The organism is Curtobacterium pomorum (genome assembly GCF_044497295.1).
Taxonomy (GTDB): domain Bacteria; phylum Actinomycetota; class Actinomycetes; order Actinomycetales; family Microbacteriaceae; genus Curtobacterium.
In genome coordinates this window covers 3,274,229-3,288,302 of record NZ_CP172409.1, presented here as the reverse complement: position 1 = coordinate 3,288,302, position 14,074 = coordinate 3,274,229, and the positions used below count along the sequence as shown (strand labels likewise).

The following is a 14,074-nucleotide window of genomic DNA, read 5'->3' as shown; positions in this document are numbered from 1 at the left end:
TCACGGTGCGGCGGGTGCGAACGGCGCGATCGTGACGCCGTGCTCGGTCAGGGTCGTTCGGATCGCGCGGGCCATCGCGACGGCACCGGGGGAGTCGCCGTGGACGCAGACGGAGTCGGCACGGACCTGCAGCTCGGAGCCGTCGACGGCGGTCGCGACGCCCTCGGTGACCATGCGGAGGACCCGGGCGGCGACCTCGTCCGGATCGTGGAGCACGGAGCCCGGCTTGCTGCGGGACACCAGGGAGCCGTCGGGTTCGTACGCGCGGTCGGCGAAGGACTCCGCCACCGCGCGGAGCCCGTGGCGTTCGGCGGCGAGCAGGAGTTCGGAACCCGGCAGCGCGAGCACCGCCAGCGAGCCGTCGACGTCGGCGATCGCCCGGACCACGGCCTCGGCCTGGACCGGGTCGGCGCACGCGGTGTTGTACAGGGCGCCGTGGGGCTTGACGTAGGTGACCGCGGTTCCGGCGACCCGTGCGGTGGCGGCCATCGCGCCGAGCTGGTGCACGACGTCGGCGTGGAGTTCGTCCGCGGTGACGTGCACCGGTCGGCGACCGAAGCCGGCGAGGTCGCGGTAGGCGACGTGCGCCCCGATGGCGACACCGCGCTCGGCGGCGGCGCGGGCGGTGGCGAGCATGATCGTCGGGTCGCCGGCGTGGAACCCGCAGGCGATGTTCGCGCTCGACACGACGTCGAGCATGGCGGCGTCGTCGCCCATGGTCCAGGCGCCGAAGCCCTCGCCGAGGTCGCTGTTCAGGTCGATCGTCGTCACGGGGACTCCCTGTCGTCGCGGGTTGTTGAACAATCTACCGAGTGCGCGGCGCCGTGTCACCTGATTCCGAGCAGCGGCACGTAGCGTCCGAGGTCAGCACCTGCCGGGGGCGTCGCCCTCGGTTCGACCACTGCACTGGAGCAGACCATGACCGACAGCAGCAACACGCACGACGACGACACCAAGGCCCCCGTGAACGACTCCGAGGGCACCGAGAAGCCGGGCGGGCTCGGCGACGACAACACCATCCCCAACGACCCGGACGGCCTGGCCGCTGGGCACGTCGGGGACGATTCGCACTTCAACCCGGAAGAGGACGGGGAGAAGTAGGCGGGTCGCTCGTCGACTCGGAACGACGTCCTCGTCGTCGTGCGACATCGGGGACGTCGTTCCGCGTCGACACCGCGTCGACACCGCGTCGCCATCGGCGCCAGCAGCGTGCAGGGGTCAGGGCTGCGGCAGCCGCCGACCGAACACCGCGCTGAGGAACCGCGCGAAGCGGGACTCCGGCACCTCCGCGGTCTGGACCGCTCGCGTCGGCGACCGGAACGCCAGGTCGTGCAGCATGTTCCGTTTCGAGCCGTCCCAGTTCGCGAACAGGTAGGTGCCGCCGATGAACGACATGCTCCGGACCGGTGTCCGCTTCCACGAGTCGGCGGCGACGTAGTAGCCGGTGTGGCCCGAGCTGATGTGCTGGATCACGGTGTCGACGTCGATGACGCTGGTGGTCGTCACGACGGCGGTGATGCCCGTGCGGTCACGGGCGACGTACTCGATGAGGTGTTCGGTCACGGTGGGACTCTTCGTCGCAGAGGCGGGACGCCACGACGGTGAACGTGGCGAAGGGTGTTCGGAACCGCCGTTGCTTCCGACAGCAGAATACGTCCGCTTCGTCGTGGCGTCACCGGAATGTCCGACGGTCGCACACGCTCGACCGTTCAGTCGGGCCGTCGGACCACCCAGGACGCGATCCGATCGACGGCAGCCGCGAAGTCGCTGCTCGCTGGACGGTTCAGGAAGGCGTGTCGGCTGTCGGGCAGCACCTGGCGCTCGAGGTCGACCCCGGCTGCGCGGAGCTGCCCGGCGAACCGGTCGCCGGACGCGCGCATCGTGTCCCGCTCGGCGTCGAGCATCAGCGTGCGCGGGAACGTGCCGAGCGCCTGCGGTGCCGGGAACGCTCCGGCACCGAGCGGCCCGGCGTAGGTGCGGTTCGCGGCGTCGAGCAGCAGCGGAGCGTGTGTGATGCGCCGGTGCCCGCGCACGAGCCGCTGCACGGCCGGGTCGCGGGGGATCCGCGCGTGGAAGAACCCGTACGCGAGCACTGCGCCGGCGAGCGCGGGGGCGGCCGGGATCGCCGTGGCCGCCAGACACGCTCCAGCGCTCGCGCCGCCCAGCACCAGACCGGTGAGACACTCCGTCGCGAGTTCGCGGAGCACCGCCACGACCTCGTCGCGTGAATGCGGCGCACGGCGGCGCGCTCGGGTTCCCGTCCGACCGATCCAGGGCATGCCCGGCAGTGGACCGAGCCGGTAGTCGACGGTGACGACCGGGACGCCGCGCGCGCTGAGCGCACGAGCCACGGCATCCGACTCCGGCAGGTCCAGGTCGCCGCGGAAGAAGCCGCCGCCGTGCAACCAGACGAGCGTCGGCGCGGTCCGGGCGTCCGCAGGTCGGTACCGCCGGATCGGCACCGGGCCGTGGGGACCCGCGAGCACGTCGTCCACGACGCCGACCGTCCCCGCTGTTCCCCCCATGCCAGCAGACTACGGGCCGGTAACGATGCGAGCGGAGCAGCTGTCGACGGTCCACGGTGGAGGGGTGCGTGGATCGAAGAGTGCCCTGTTCCTGACCAGCGCCGCCCTGGTGGCCCTGCTGACCGGGTGCTCCGGCGGTGGAGACGGCGGCGAGGGCGGTGACGCGACCCCGACCGTCACCGAGACCGTGACCGCGGCGCCGACGGACACGGCGGCCGCCCCGACGCCGACGACCACGCCGACCCCCACGCCCACCCCCACGTGTGGACCCGCGAGCGGCGCAGAGGCAGCGGCATCGGGGATCGCTGCGCTGCCGTCGCCCGCTGGCCTCGAGGGCACGAAGTGGGACGCCGCGAACGCCGACTACTCCGGCTACGACGCCTGCGCGGCACTCTCCTGGTCGGTGGTCTCGCCCGAGATGGCCACGGCCGGCTCACCGTACGCGATCCTGCTCTTCCACCAGGGCCGCTACCTCGGCACCGCGACGTCCGAGCAGTACGCGTTCGAGCCAGTTGTCGAGCGGCTGGCCGACGCCTCGATCAAGGTCACCTACACCTACGCGAAGGCGAACGAGGCGAACGCGGACGCTTCCGGTCGCACCACGGCGACGTACGTCTGGAACGACGGCACCGAACGCGTCGACATGACTGGCGAGGTCCCGCCCGTCGGCTGAGTCGGCCCGTCGTCGGCTCAGCGCGGGGCGCGCTGCGTGGTGCCCGGGTCGAACTCCCGCCGCAGCGACCGGAGCACCTGCATCAGGATGTGGATCTTCGTCACGCTCGCGCCGAACGGCCTGCCGATGACGGCCCGCGGCAGCAGCACGAACCGGCCGACCGCCTCGGTGACGATCCAGATGCCGGTGTCGGTGCGTTGTCCCCGGACGTCCGTCGAGGCGAGCTCGATCGTCCTGATGTCGTCCCACACCAGGTCGAACACCGGTGCGTCGCGCTCGGGTGACCACGCGTGGAGGCCCGCTGCGTCGACCGTCCACATCTCCGGCCTCGGGTCCGGGAAGTCGTCGGCGGCGTACTGGCCCGTGCGGAGGACGGGCAGGTGGAACCGCGGCGTCGTCCCGTTCCGGCGGATCCGGTCCAGCACCATGCGGTCGCGCCGCCCGCGCAACCAGGACAGCACCGCGGCCACGGGCCCGAACCCGAGCAGCAGCACCGAGAAGAGCGGCAGGGCGAAGGGGCGTCGGGCTTCCGAGTGCAGGATGCCGTCGAGGTGGGTCACCGAGAAGTACACCCCGATCCCGCCAGCCACCGTGACGATCGCGAGGCCGACCAGGACCGGCCACCGCTTCGGCATCTCGCCGTCGCGCAGCCGCTGCACCCACCGCTCGCCCGCGTACTCCACCGCACCATCCTGCCCGGCTGCACCGCACGACGGCCGCGAGCACGAGATGCTGGTCCCATGCAGTTCGCCCGCACCGCCGCACCCGGTGTCGCCGTCGCCGTCGCGATCGGCCTCGTCGCCACCCTGGTCGGCACGGCCGTCCCGGTCGTGGGCGGGCCCGTCCCTGCAGTCCTGATCGGCGCGGTGCTCGGCTGGCTCGTCCGTCGGCGCACGGGTGGCAGCCTCGCCGTGCTCGCTCCCGGTGTGAAGTTCTCGTCGAGCCGTGTGCTGCAGTTCGCCGTGGTGCTGCTCGGCGCGCAGCTGTCGATCGGCGAGGTGCTGCGCATCGGGGGCGAGACCCTGCCGGTCATGCTCACGACCCTGGTCGTGTGCCTCGGAGCAGCGTGGGGGATCGGTCGCCTGCTGCGGGTGTCGAGCGCCCTCCGCACCCTGATCGGCGTCGGGACCGGCATCTGCGGTGCGTCGGCGATCGCGGCCGTCACGCCCGTCATCGGTGCGGTCAGCGCGGACGTCGCCTACGCGATGTCGACGATCTTCCTCTGCAACATCGCCGCGGTGTTCGCCTTCCCCCTGCTCGGCCACGCCCTCGGGCTCAGCCAGCACGCCTTCGGCGTCTTCGCGGGGACGGCGGTGAACGACACGTCCTCCGTCGTCGCCACCGCGACGGTCTACGGTCGCCAGGCGACCGACACGGCGGTCGTCGTGAAGCTGGTGCGGACCCTGATGATCATCCCGATCGTCATCGGGCTGGCCGGACTGGAGGCCCGACGCGCCTCCCGCGAGCAGCTCGCGCCCGACACGGGGTCGCGCAGCGGCTTCCGAGTCTTCCGGTTGGTCCCGTGGTTCCTGATCGGGTTCCTGGTGGTGGTGCTGCTCCGGACCGTCGGGGTGCTGCCGGCTGAGGCTGCCCCGGGGTTCTCGACCGCGGCGTCGTTCCTCATCACGGTGGCCCTCGCCGCGATCGGCTGCTCGACGGACTTCGCGGCGCTGCGCCGTGCCGGGTTCCGTCCGATGCTGCTCGGCATCGCGCTCTGGGTGCTGGTGGCGGGCACGAGCCTCGGGGCGCAGGCGGCGTTCGGCCTGCTGTAGGTCGGGGCGGCGCAGGGTCTTGCACCGGTCGGACCCATCGTTTATCGTTGTATCGAAATTCGATGGTATCGATGATCGACAGGGGAAGACGCCATGACCGCACCCGTGTACGAACCGCCCCGCGGGCGGAACTCCTACCTCGCCTACGTCGCCTGCTGCGCGATCGGCATCGTCCTGGTCGTCTGGCGGTACGTCGACCTGCTCGTCCGCTCGGTCGGCTCCGGAACGGTGTCGGTGCCTGTCCGGATGACCGCGACGAGCGACGTCCCGCAGCCGCCCGGCGGTGCGACCGTCACCGCCGACCACCTCGTGCTCCGGGCTCCGATCGCGGACGTGCCGGCCGGGGCGATCGGGTACATCCGGGTCGGTGACACGCTCGAGGTCCTGTTCGTCAGTGCGCTCATCGCCTTCGTCGCGGCGGTGGCCTGGAAGATCTCGCGCGGCGGGCTGTTCGACCGGTCGACGACCCGCATCCTCGACTGGCTCGCCGCTGCGGTGCTGGTGGCCGGCTTCGTGCCTCAGTTCGTCCGCCGGATGGGGTGGAACTGGGTGGTCTCGGGGCTCGGGTGGGACGGGTACCTGCCGACGCCGGACGTCGACCACCAGTTCGTTCCCGTGTACCTCGGCCTGCTCGTCGTCATCTGCTTCCGGTTCGCCCTCACCGCCTCGCAGCGGATGGTGCGCGACCAGTCCGGGCTGGTCTGATGCCCCCGGAACAGGAGGACGGCCACGCGGTCGTCTGCCACCTCGACGAGCTGCTCGCCGCTCGCGGCATGACCCTGACGGAGCTCGCCGACCGGGTCGGGGTCACCGTGGTGAACCTGTCGGTGCTGAAGAACAACCGGGCGCGCGCGATCCGGTTCTCCACCCTCACCCGGCTCTGCCAGGAGCTCGGGTGCCAGCCGGGCGACGTCTTCTCGGTGCGCGCGGACTGACGACGGGAGGCCCGGACCACGTGAGCCGACCTGCTCACGTGATCCGGGCCTCCCGTCCGATCTGCGGGCTCGGCGGCGTCAGCCGCGCAGCGCCTCCGTCAGCTTCACGCGACTGCCCGTCCGCAGCAGCGCGTTCTCGTAGACGCGAGCGCCGACGAGCACGACCACGACCACCGAGGCGACCACGATCAGGAGAGACAGGATCGGCTCCCACCACTCGGCCGTACCCAGGAAGATCCGCATCGGCATGCCGATCGGAGCGCTGAACGGGACGTACGACATGATGCCGAGCACCGTCGGGTTGTTGTACGCGACGATGATCAGGATGTACGGGATCATCACGAGCATCATCACCGGGGTGGTGACGCTGCCGACGTCCTCCTGACGCGACACGAGCACGGCCGCCGCGGCGAACAGCGAGGCGATGAGCACGAAGCCGACGGCGAAGAACCCGACGAACCAGAGGATGCTCGGGCCGAGCATCGAGAACATGTTGTCCTGCCCGGTGACCGCCAGGGTGACGACCGCGGCGACGGCCACGGCGACGATCTGCGCGAACGCCATGACGCTGTTGCCGAGGACCTTGCCGGCGAGCAGTGCCCTGGCCGAGATCGCGGACATCAGGATCTCGACGACCCTGGTCGACTTCTCCTCGACCACGCTCTGCGCGATGGACTGGCCGAACGTCACGGCCGAGGCGAAGTACACGACGCCGAACGCGATCGCGATGAGGTAGACGAGTCCGCCGGGCAGCGCGTCCGGGTCGAGCAGTTCGATCCGCGGTGTGACGCTCAGCGCGGAGACGACGTCGGTCGGTGCCTCGTCGAGGCCGACGACCTTGTACCCGAGCGGGTCGTCGGACGGCACGATCGCCGCGTCGACGTCGCCGTTCTGCACGAGCCGTTCGGCGTCCGCCACCGAGGTGGAGTCCGTGACGTCGAGGCCCGTGGTGGTCGGCAGCGAGACGCCGTCGACGACCGCGACCGGCGTGGTGTCGTCGGCGGTGGCCTTGCTCACGATGCCGCCGACGACGATCGACGCGACGACCATGCCGATCAGGATGAGGGCGGAGACCACGAAGGCCTTGCTGCGGATGCGTGCCTGGATCTCGCGTGCGGAGACGAGCCGCACGGCCTGCACGAAGGAGTCGTTCATCGGATGACCTCCCGGAAGACCTCGCTGAGCCGCGGGACCCGCGGGGCGAACGAGCCGACGGTGCCGTGCTGCACGGCCCGCTGCAGGACGTGTTGGGCGGTGGCCGGCTCGGCTTCGAAGACCGCGTAGCCGCCGTCGAACTCGCGGACCGTCACGCCGGGCTCGTCGCGGAGCCAGGCGACGTCACCGTCGACGAGCAGCTCCCAGGCGGCGGGGCCGGCCTGCTTGCGGAGTTCGTCCTGCGGGCCGGCAGCGCGGATGGTGCCGCCCGCGATCACGACGACGTCGTCGCAGAGCCGCTCGACGACGTCCAGCTGGTGGCTCGAGAACAGCACCGGGACGCCCCGGGCCGCGGTCTCGCGCAGGACACCGAGCACCGTGTCGACCGCCATCGGGTCGAGGCCGGAGAACGGTTCGTCGAGCACCAGTACCTCGGGGTCGTGCGCGAGGGCCGCGGCGATCTGCACCCGCTGCTGGTTGCCGAGCGACAGCTTCTCGACGGCATCGTCAGCGTGGCCGGTCAGTTCGAGCCGTTCGAGCAGCTCGGTGGTCCGCGTGGTCGCCGCGCGCTTGTCCACGCCGTGCAACCGGGCCAGGTAGGTGATCTGCTCGGCCACCGGCATCTTCGGGTACAGGCCGCGTTCCTCGGGCATGTAGCCGAACCGGCGGCGGTCGGCGGGCCGGACCTCGGTGCCGTCGATCGAGACGGATCCGGCGTCGGCCTGGAGCACACCGAGCATGATGCGCATGGTGGTCGTCTTGCCGGCGCCGTTGCCGCCGACGAACCCGGTGAGACGGCCGTCGCCGACCGTGAACCCCACGTCGTCGAGCACCCGGCGGTCGCCGAAGTGCTTCGTCACCCCTTCGATGGTGAGCATGTCGTACCCCTCTCGCGACGGCCTGCGCCGCCTGCGTCGACGCTATTGGCCAGGAGGCACGGGTCGCCTCCGCCGTCCGGCGGGACTTGGGTGGGCGGTCGGCTCCACCGCACGGGGGAGGGGGCGGGGTCGTCGCGTGGTGCTGCGCGGTGTGCGGCGACCGGCACGGTGCGGGGTTGTTCGGCCCGTGGGGCTTTGGTTGCTCGGTGCGTGGTCGTGGCCGGGCACGGTGCGGTCAACGCTGCACAGGTTGAACGAGGGCGCACGGTGCGAGCGTGGTCCGCGAGCTCGGCACGGTGCTGGGTTGTTCGGCCGGTGCTGGATCGGTCGGTGTCGGTCAGCCGGCGACGCCGTGTTCGAACGCCCAGACGACCGCCTGGATGCGATCCCGCAGCGCGAGCTTCTGCAGCACGTTCGACACGTGGGTCTTCACGGTGGCGTCACCGACGTACAGTTCGGCGGCGATCTCGGCGTTGCTGAGCCCCCGGGCGAGCAGCCGGAGCACCTCGGTCTCGCGCTCGGTGAGCCCGGCGGACGCGAGAGCGGCGTCGCCGGACCGGTCGGAGGCGCGGCCACTCGCCACCGGCGCTGCCGTCGCCCGGCTGATCACCCGCCGCGTGACGTCGGGCGCGAGCAGGGCGTCCCCGGCGGCGACGGTCCGGACGGCGTCGATCAGCCGTTCGGGGGAGGCGTTCTTCAGCAGGAAGCCGCTCGCACCCGCCTCGAGCGCCTGGAACAGCGCGTCGTCGCTGTCGAACGTCGTCAGGATGAGCACCGCCGGCGGGTCCGGCAACGCTGCGATCCGCCGCGCCGCCTCGAGCCCGTCGACGCCGGGCATCTGCACGTCGAGGCACACCACGTCCGGGCGCAGGATCCGGACGGCCTCGACCGCACGGGCACCGTCGGGGGCCTCGCCGACCACCCGGAACCCCGGCTCGGACTCCAGGATCACGCGGAACCCGGCCCGGACCAGCTCCTGGTCGTCCGCGAGCACGATCGTCAGGTCGTTCGTCTCGTTCACGTCGTCGGCAGCCATGCCCGCACCAGGTAGCCTCCCCGGGCGCGTGGCCCGATCTCGATCCGTCCGTCCACGGCGGCGACCCGCTCTCGCATGCCGACGTGCCCGAGGCCGCTGCCCGACGGGTTCCGCGCCGCGCGTTCGCCGTGGCCGTCGTCGGTGACCTCGACCTCGAGGCCGTCGTCCAGGTACCGCAACCGGACGTCGGCTCGGGCGGTGGGGCCGGCGTGCTTGAGGACGTTCGTCACGGCCTCCTGCACGATGCGGTACGCGACGGCGGCGACCGTCGGCGGCACCGGACGCTCGTCGCCCACGACCACGTACTCGGTCGGGTGCCCGGCGATCCGGGCCGACTCGGCGAGCTCACCGATGCGCGCGATGCCCTCGGTGCTCGGACCGTCCCCGACACCGGGGTCCCCGGCCCTCGGTTCGTCGACCGACCGCAGGGTGCCGAGCATCCGCCGCAGCTCTTCGACTGCGGTGCGCGCGCTCTCCTCGACCACGCCGAGCGACGCCGTCGCCTGTGCCGGATCGCGGTCGATGACGCGTCGGGCGGCACCGGCCTGCACGCCCATCAGGGACACGTGGTGCGCGACGACGTCGTGCAGTTCGCGGGCGATCCGGACCCGTTCGATGGTGACGGCCTGGGCAGCGCTGCGCTCCCGTTCGGCCGCGAGCTCCGCGGTGCGTTCGTCGAGCTGGTGCCGGGCCACGGCCGACGCCCATGCCCGGTTGCCCGCGTACCAGGCAGCGCCGAAGTAGATGACGTTGATGAGGATGTTCAACAGCGAGATCGCCACGTACGGAGCCACCGGGGAGTCCGTGTCGTTCGGCAGGGCGTTCGGTGACGCCCACCCGAACGAGATCGCGACGAACAACCACGCGAACATGCCACCGATGACGACCCAGCGCACGGCTTCGGACCGGACGCGGTCCGAGCACCACGCGCCCACCGTGTAGAGCGCGATGAAGAGCGTGAAGTTGACGAGGAAGACCTCGGGCACCTGGAGCAGCTGCGTCGCGGCGAACGCCACCGCGGACACCAGCGCCACCGACATCGGGAACCGTCGGCGGAACGCGATCGGGGCCGCGTTCGCGACGATCATCAGCGCGGAGACCCACCAGGCGGCCTGGTCGTCGCCGTAGGTACCGGCGGACCCGTACAGGAACGTCGTGACGGCGAGTCCACCGGCCAGCACCACGGCGAGCACCGTGTCCTGCCGGTACTCGTGCCGCCCCACCGGCAGCCGTGACCACTCCGCCGTCGTCCCCATGCAGAGAACGCTAGCGGGTGGTTCCGGGCGGGAGTAGCCTCCCGCCAACGAGCAGGGGAGACGTCATGCAGTTCCTCGTCAACGTCATCGACGACGGGCAGGCCGACGCTGCCGGTCGGACGGAGTCCGCCACCCAGGCCGAGGCCACCGCGGTCGATGTCCTGAACGAACGCCTGGGGGACGCCGTCGTGTTCGCCGCCGGGGTGTCCGCCCCCGCCGACGGCATCGTCGTCGACGCCCGTGGCGGTGGCTCGGACACCACGCCAGGGCTGGTGGCCGACAGCTCCGAGTTCGTCGCGGGGTTCTGGGTCATGGAGCTGCCGGATGCCGAGACGGCGCTCCGTGTGGCGCACGAGGCGTCGCAGGCGTGCAACCGGAAGATCGAGCTGCGTCCACTCCTGTGACGGCGGCGTCACCGTGCGGAGGGTCTCCGCGCCTGCCGACCACGGCGGGTACGGCGCTCGCCGCGGTGACGACCGCACCGACCACGAACGTCGCCGCGTAGCCCGACACACCGACGAGCGCGCCCGACGCCGCCGCTCCGACGGCCTGCCCGAGCACGAGTGCGACGAAGAGCATCGACGTCCCCGCCGACGACCGCGCAGCGTCGAGTTCGGTCGTCCAAGCGATCAACGCCCCGGTCGCGGCCGTGTAGCCCCAGCCGAACACCGCGCAGGCCAGCATCGCCACCGCCGTGGCCTGCGGCGCGAGCCCGAGTGCGACGACGGCCACCGCCACGGCGCCTGCGGTCACCGCCCAGAGCACCCGCGCGCGGAGTCCGCTCGTCCACCGTGCCGTCACGGCGACCGCGGCGCCGCCGACGCCGAGCGCAATCCACGCCGACACGGACACCACGGCCGGCGCGCCGGCGTCGACCAGCGCCGACCGACCGTACGTCCACACGACCGCCGACCCGGCGCCGAAGAGCAGTGCGAGCGTCAGGACCCGACGGTGCGCCGCGAGCCACGCCGTCCCCGGTGCGGTGGCCCGGTCGGCGCCGGACCCGCTCCCGCGCGACACGAGCACCAGCACGACGCCGACGACGAGGGCGAACACCCCGGACCACGCCCAGGCCGTCCGCCAGTCCGGCAGCAGCACGAGCGCGAGCACGCCGGCGGCGACCAGCCCCGGGCCGGTCCCCGAGTTGACGACCGCCTGCGCCGTTCCCTGCACGGACTCCGGCACCGTGCGCGACACGAGCTGCACGAGGGCCGGTGACGCGAGCCCGGCTCCGGTCGAGGCGAGCACCGCGGCGATCCCGAAGATCCACGGCCCCGGTGCCGTCGCCATCGCGAGTGCGCCGACCCCGGCGAACCCGGACGCCGCGGTGACGAGCACTCGGGGGACCCGTGCGGCGACCAGGAACCCGACCACCGCGCCGACGCAGTACATCGCCGAGGCGCCCGAAGAGACCCACCCGGCGGCGTCCGGACGCAGCCCGAGGTCACGTTCGACGTCGGGCAGGAAGAGACCGAACGCCAGGCGGACGAGCCCGTACGTCGCGGCGATCAGGGCCACCCCACTCCCGAGGAACACCCACTGTCGTAACGAAAACGATCGTTTCACTTTTGAGAGCCTAGGGTGCTTCCATGGCGATGCGTCCAGGAACCGAGCAGAAGCTGCTCGACGCGGCCGAGGAGCTCTTCTTCACGCAGGGCATCGCTGCGACCCCGATCGACGCCGTGCTCGACCGCGCCGGGATCTCGAGCGCCACGCTCTACCGCGGGTACGCGAGCAAGGAAGCCCTGGTCGCTGCAGCACTCGAGCGCCGGCACGACGACTGGCTCGCGACGTGGGACCGTGCGGTCGAGGCCGCTCCGGACGACCGAGGCCGCCTGCTCGCGGTGTTCGACGCACTCGACGACTACCGGACCACCGCCGCCGGCTCACGCTGGTGCGCCTTCCTCGGGACCGCTGCCGAGTACGCGGACGCCCCTGCCGAGGTGCACGCGGTGCTCGACCGCGAGACCGGCGCGCTCCGCACCCGGCTCACCGCGCGGGCCGCGCCCGTCGTCGGCGATCGTGCCGGTGCCCTCGCCGACCAACTGCTGCTCGTCGTCTCGGGGTACCTCGCGATGCGCCTGCGCGACCCGTCGGTCGGCACGGCCACGGCGCGCGCGGTCGCCGCAGCGCTCGTCGAAGCCGCCTGACCGCTCGTCGGCCCCGGGTTTCTCCGACACCACGCTCGGTACCCTGCCCGGTGTGCAGCGACCCTCCTCGACCCTCGTGATGCAGCGCGTGACCTCTGACGGAACGGTGCCCCTCGGATGACCCGTTCGCGTGCGTCGACGATCACCCGGCGGTCGCTGCTGATCGGTGGCATCGGCGTCGTCGCCGCTGGTGCAACCGCAGAGGCGGTCAACCTCGACCTGCTCCCGGGTCGGTCGACGATGTACCGCGTGCTCGGGCTGAACGGTGCCGACGGCACGATCCCCGACGTCGACCCGGTCCCCTCGGTCTCCGGCACCTTCGTGTCGGCGTCCAGGAACGGGCGCACGGTCGGCTGGACCATCGCCGCCCCGGCGTCGGACACCCCGTTGCCCGTCGCCGTCGCGCTGCACGGCTACGGCGACGACCACGCGTCGTTCTTCGGGCGGGAGCTCGGCTGGGACCGGTTCCTCGCGGCGCACATCGCGGACGGTGGGGCACCCTTCGCGATCGCCTCGATCGACGGCGGCAACCGGTACTGGCACCACCGCTCGGACGGGGACGACCCTGCAGCGATGGTCGTCGACGAGTTCCTGCCCCGGATCGCACGGCGCGGGTTCGACACCGACCGGCTCGCGCTGACCGGGTACTCGATGGGCGGGTTCGGTGCCCTCCGGCTCGGCGGGGTGCTCGGTGCATCCCGCGTCCGCGCGGTGTCGGCGATCAGCCCCGCACTCTGGACGTCAGCAGCGGACACCGCGCGCGGCGCCTTCGACGACGCGGCCGACTTCCGCGAGAACACCGTCCTCGGTCGGCAGCGCGCGCTCGACGGGGTCGCGGTGCGCGTCGACTGCGGCAACGGCGACGGATTCGCGCCGGCGGTCCACACCTACGTCGACGGGTTCGACGCGCCACCGGCGGGGGGCTTCGAACCCGGCGCGCACACCCACGGCTACTGGCGGCGCCTCGCGCCGCAGCAGCTCGCGTTCCTCGCGCGCCACCTCGGTCGCTGACCCGAGTCGCGCCCTGGACGCGCGTCGAGACGGACGGGAGGCCCGTGGCGGCCCCGCACCGGGCCTCCCGTCCGTCGACCGGTCGCGACCACGGCACGCGGAACGTGACGAGGAGCGCTCAGGCGCGCCCGCGGTTCCGGCGCCGGATCTCCTTCGGAGCCCGACCGGCCATGAAGGACCTCGCAGGGTCGACGAGGAACCCCTGTCGCAGGGCCTCTCGTCCGACGAGCATCCGGAACCCCATCTGGTCACGGTTGCTCAGGGTGACCTCGGACTCGACGGCGCGCCCCGCCAGGGTGATCGTGGTGAGCACGACGATGCGTTCCTGGGTGTGCCCGGTCGAGCTGCGGATGACGCGCCGGTCGTGCACGGCGCACTCGATCGTGACGGCGTCGGCATCGGTGTCCTGCCAGGGGTGCACCGAGAACCGCACCCGGTCGCCGGGCAGTTCCTCGAGGTCGAAGGCGTGCAGCGCCGAGCTCCGCGCACCGGTGTCGAGCTTGACCTTGATCCACGGCAGCCCGAGGTCCGGCAGGCCGGCCCACTCGCGCCAGCCGGCGACGACGAGCCCGCCGTCGGGGGACTTCGGAGCACGCGCCATGGCCCCATCTTGTCGTACGCCCGACGGCAGTGTCCGCGTGCTTTGATGGACCGTCGCCGTCGATCCGACCCCGCGGAGAACC

18 protein-coding genes are annotated in these 14,074 nt (G+C 72.1%); 8 read left to right on the top strand and 10 right to left on the bottom strand.

Annotated elements, in window-relative coordinates:
• Positions 1 to 771 (bottom strand): LamB/YcsF family protein, encoded by a 771-nt coding sequence (locus ACGH48_RS15715; RefSeq protein ID WP_123314306.1) that lies wholly within the window; start codon positions 769 to 771, stop codon positions 1 to 3.
• A 147-nt stretch (positions 772 to 918) separates the two neighbouring features.
• On the opposite strand from ACGH48_RS15715, the gene ACGH48_RS15710 reads away from it, so the two are divergent.
• On the top strand, positions 919 to 1,101 hold the full coding sequence (locus ACGH48_RS15710; RefSeq protein ID WP_123314305.1) for a hypothetical protein: 183 nt from the start codon (positions 919 to 921) through the stop codon (positions 1,099 to 1,101).
• Between the two features lie 117 nt (positions 1,102 to 1,218).
• On the opposite strand, the gene ACGH48_RS15705 is transcribed toward ACGH48_RS15710, so the two are convergent.
• Together ACGH48_RS15705 and ACGH48_RS15700 are read right to left on the bottom strand one after the other, a co-directional pair.
• Entirely contained in the window at positions 1,219 to 1,563 is a 345-nt protein-coding gene (locus tag ACGH48_RS15705) for a hypothetical protein (protein ID WP_123314304.1), read from the bottom strand.
• Positions 1,564 to 1,709: 146 nt separating this feature from the next.
• Complete coding sequence (locus ACGH48_RS15700; RefSeq protein ID WP_396289263.1) at positions 1,710 to 2,525, bottom strand: alpha/beta hydrolase; 816 nt, start codon at positions 2,523 to 2,525, stop codon at positions 1,710 to 1,712.
• A 64-nt stretch (positions 2,526 to 2,589) separates the two neighbouring features.
• Here ACGH48_RS15700 and ACGH48_RS15695 point away from each other — a divergent pair, with 64 nt between their 5' ends.
• The gene (locus tag ACGH48_RS15695) at positions 2,590 to 3,198 is read left to right on the top strand and encodes an LppP/LprE family lipoprotein (RefSeq protein ID WP_396289262.1); all 609 of its coding nucleotides are present in this window, start codon (positions 2,590 to 2,592) and stop codon (positions 3,196 to 3,198) included.
• A gap of 17 nt (positions 3,199 to 3,215) precedes the next feature.
• Here ACGH48_RS15695 and ACGH48_RS15690 read toward each other — a convergent pair whose 3' ends face one another.
• Positions 3,216 to 3,881, bottom strand: coding sequence for a hypothetical protein (locus tag ACGH48_RS15690; protein ID WP_396289261.1), 666 nt, complete (start codon positions 3,879 to 3,881; stop codon positions 3,216 to 3,218).
• Between the two features lie 57 nt (positions 3,882 to 3,938).
• On the opposite strand from ACGH48_RS15690, the gene ACGH48_RS15685 reads away from it, so the two are divergent.
• From ACGH48_RS15685 to ACGH48_RS15675, 3 genes are all read left to right on the top strand, one after another.
• On the top strand, positions 3,939 to 4,970 hold the full coding sequence (locus ACGH48_RS15685; RefSeq protein ID WP_396289260.1) for a YeiH family protein: 1,032 nt from the start codon (positions 3,939 to 3,941) through the stop codon (positions 4,968 to 4,970).
• 93 nt (positions 4,971 to 5,063) lie between these two features.
• Positions 5,064 to 5,675, top strand: a complete 612-nt coding sequence (locus ACGH48_RS15680) for a hypothetical protein (protein WP_396289259.1) — start codon at positions 5,064 to 5,066, stop codon at positions 5,673 to 5,675.
• Positions 5,675 to 5,905: a helix-turn-helix transcriptional regulator gene (locus tag ACGH48_RS15675; RefSeq protein WP_123291745.1), complete on the top strand. Its 231-nt coding sequence runs from the start codon at positions 5,675 to 5,677 to the stop codon at positions 5,903 to 5,905. Before ACGH48_RS15680 ends, ACGH48_RS15675 begins: the two co-directional genes overlap by 1 nt.
• 78 nt (positions 5,906 to 5,983) lie before the next feature.
• On the opposite strand, the gene ACGH48_RS15670 is transcribed toward ACGH48_RS15675, so the two are convergent.
• The 4 genes from ACGH48_RS15670 to ACGH48_RS15655 form a co-directional block, all read right to left on the bottom strand.
• Positions 5,984 to 7,060 (bottom strand): ABC transporter permease, encoded by a 1,077-nt coding sequence (locus ACGH48_RS15670; RefSeq protein WP_123314298.1) that lies wholly within the window; start codon positions 7,058 to 7,060, stop codon positions 5,984 to 5,986.
• A complete protein-coding gene (locus tag ACGH48_RS15665; RefSeq protein ID WP_123314297.1) occupies positions 7,057 to 7,938 on the bottom strand; it encodes an ABC transporter ATP-binding protein in 882 nt (293 codons plus the stop codon). The genes ACGH48_RS15670 and ACGH48_RS15665 overlap by 4 nt, the downstream gene beginning before the upstream one ends.
• 337 nt (positions 7,939 to 8,275) lie before the next feature.
• Positions 8,276 to 8,974, bottom strand: coding sequence for a response regulator (locus ACGH48_RS15660; RefSeq protein WP_396289257.1), 699 nt, complete (start codon positions 8,972 to 8,974; stop codon positions 8,276 to 8,278).
• The gene (locus ACGH48_RS15655) at positions 8,956 to 10,230 is read right to left on the bottom strand and encodes a sensor histidine kinase (protein WP_396289256.1); all 1,275 of its coding nucleotides are present in this window, start codon (positions 10,228 to 10,230) and stop codon (positions 8,956 to 8,958) included. Before ACGH48_RS15655 ends, ACGH48_RS15660 begins: the two co-directional genes overlap by 19 nt.
• 65 nt (positions 10,231 to 10,295) lie before the next feature.
• Here ACGH48_RS15655 and ACGH48_RS15650 point away from each other — a divergent pair, with 65 nt between their 5' ends.
• Positions 10,296 to 10,634 carry a YciI family protein gene (locus ACGH48_RS15650; RefSeq protein WP_123314294.1) on the top strand — a complete coding sequence of 113 codons (339 nt, stop codon included), beginning with the start codon at positions 10,296 to 10,298 and terminating at the stop codon, positions 10,632 to 10,634.
• Here the strand turns inward: ACGH48_RS15650 and ACGH48_RS15645 are convergent.
• Positions 10,540 to 11,766 (bottom strand): MFS transporter, encoded by a 1,227-nt coding sequence (locus ACGH48_RS15645; protein WP_185021506.1) that lies wholly within the window; start codon positions 11,764 to 11,766, stop codon positions 10,540 to 10,542. The genes ACGH48_RS15650 and ACGH48_RS15645 overlap by 95 nt on opposite strands.
• A gap of 53 nt (positions 11,767 to 11,819) precedes the next feature.
• Here ACGH48_RS15645 and ACGH48_RS15640 point away from each other — a divergent pair, with 53 nt between their 5' ends.
• On the top strand, positions 11,820 to 12,380 hold the full coding sequence (locus tag ACGH48_RS15640) for a TetR/AcrR family transcriptional regulator (protein WP_123314292.1): 561 nt from the start codon (positions 11,820 to 11,822) through the stop codon (positions 12,378 to 12,380).
• A gap of 117 nt (positions 12,381 to 12,497) precedes the next feature.
• Positions 12,498 to 13,391: an alpha/beta hydrolase gene (locus ACGH48_RS15635; protein ID WP_396289253.1), complete on the top strand. Its 894-nt coding sequence runs from the start codon at positions 12,498 to 12,500 to the stop codon at positions 13,389 to 13,391.
• 118 nt (positions 13,392 to 13,509) lie between these two features.
• Here the strand turns inward: ACGH48_RS15635 and ACGH48_RS15630 are convergent, their stop codons facing one another.
• A complete protein-coding gene (locus tag ACGH48_RS15630) occupies positions 13,510 to 13,992 on the bottom strand; it encodes a RimK/LysX family protein (RefSeq protein ID WP_123314290.1) in 483 nt (160 codons plus the stop codon).
• Positions 13,993 to 14,074: the final 82 nt, after the last annotated feature.